General features: G+C 64.6%; 1 protein-coding gene. It reads right to left on the bottom strand.

Going from position 1 to position 1765, the window contains the following annotated elements; genetic code table 11:
- Positions 1 to 1765: amino acid adenylation domain-containing protein (locus tag AB0B25_RS32105; protein ID WP_357187600.1), on the bottom strand; the 1765-nt coding region annotated here is incomplete at both ends.

Here is a 1765-nt window from a genome sequence, read left to right as displayed (position 1 = left end):
CCCCATCAGCAACCCGGCGTAGCCGCGCACGCAACATGTCATGCCGATCCAACACCGCCTGCACCGTGCCCGCCAACACCCGCCGATCGATCCCCGCAGGCAAACCCAACAGCATCGCCTGCGAGAACCGACCGACCCCCGACGCCGCCCCCTCGAGCATCCACCGCATGATCGGCGTCAACGGCATCGACCCCACACCACCACCCGGCAGCTCCACCGGAACAGGGATGGCCGCACCACCGCCGTCGACCGCGACCCGAGCCAGCCCGGCAACCGTCTTATGGTCGAAGACATCACGCGCGGAGAACACCAGACCCGCCGCCCTCGCCCGAGCCACCAGCTGGATCGACATGATGCTGTCACCACCGAGAGCGAAGAAGGAGTCGTCGAGACCAACTCGTTCGATCCCCAACACATCAGCGAACGATTCGGCGATGGTGCATTCGATCGGGGTCTGTGGCGCCCGGAAAACAGTGTTATCGGTGAACACCGGATCCGGTAACGCCCTACGATCCAGCTTGCCCACCGGCGTCAGCGGGATACCGTCGAGCACCATGATCGAGACCGGAACCATATACGAAGGCAACCGTCCCGCGGCATACTCGGCCAGAACCGCAGTGTCGATCGTGTGGTCTTGTGCGGCAACAACATACGACACCAGTGACTCGGTCCCCGAGCCATTGCGATGACCGATGGTCGCCGCGAAACCGACACTCTCGTGCGCGGCCAGAGTCGCATCGATCTCGCCCAGCTCGATACGCAAACCACGAATCTTCACCTGGAAGTCATTGCGGCCCAGATACTCCAGCCCACCATCAACCGTCCTCCGGACCAGATCGCCGGTGCGGTACAGCCGGTCTCCGTGCGGGTCGAACGGGTTCGGCACGAAACGGGCGGCGGTCAATGCGGGCCGCTCATGATATCCCCGTGCCACCTGCGCCCCGGTGATGTAGAGCTCGCCGACGGCCCGGTCCGGTACTAGAGACAGCCGCCCACTCAGCACGTATTCGGTAATGCCACGGATCGGTCCGCCGATGGTCACCGGCCCGTCGAGTGCGAGCGGATCGCTGATATTGGTCATGATCGTGGTCTCGGTGGGCCCGTAGCCGTTGTAGAACTCGCGGGTCCTGTTGCCGGAGATCGGCTGCACCCAGCGTCGCACCAGATCCGGGGGGCACGCCTCGCCGCCGGCGACCACAACGCGGAGCGTGTCCAGGCCGGTCGGGTCGACGGACGCCAGCGCCGAGGGGGTGATGAAAATATGCGTCACCTGTTCCCTACGCAGCAGTGCGGCCAGTTCCGCACCGGCGTAGACGGTCGGCTCGGCCACCACCATGGTCGCGGCGCCGCCGACGGCGAGCAGTAGTTCCAGTACCGAAGCATCGAACGACGGTGACGCGAGATGCAGGGTGCGTGAGCTGCTCGTGACCCGGTAGCGTTGGCGCTGTTCGTCGCTGAAGCTCGCTATCCCGGCTTGGGTGACGACCACGCCTTTGGGGGTGCCGGTGGAACCGGAGGTGTAGATCAGATAGGCCGGATGCTCGGGACGGAGCGGACGTAACCGATCGACATCGGAGATCGGCTCGGCACCGAGAGCCTCATCGAGATCATCGACCACCACCCAATCGATGCCGTCGGGCAATTGCGTAAGCACCGACCCCACAGTCACACCGACCTCCGCTCCTGAGTCGGTGAGCATGTGTTCGATTCGGCCGGTGGGATAGTTGGGGTCGATTGGTACGAATGCGGCGCCTGTTTTGGCGAT

The organism is Nocardia sp. NPDC049190 (genome assembly GCF_040648115.1).
GTDB lineage: Bacteria > Actinomycetota > Actinomycetes > Mycobacteriales > Mycobacteriaceae > Nocardia.
This window is presented reverse-complemented; position numbering and strand designations above follow the sequence as displayed.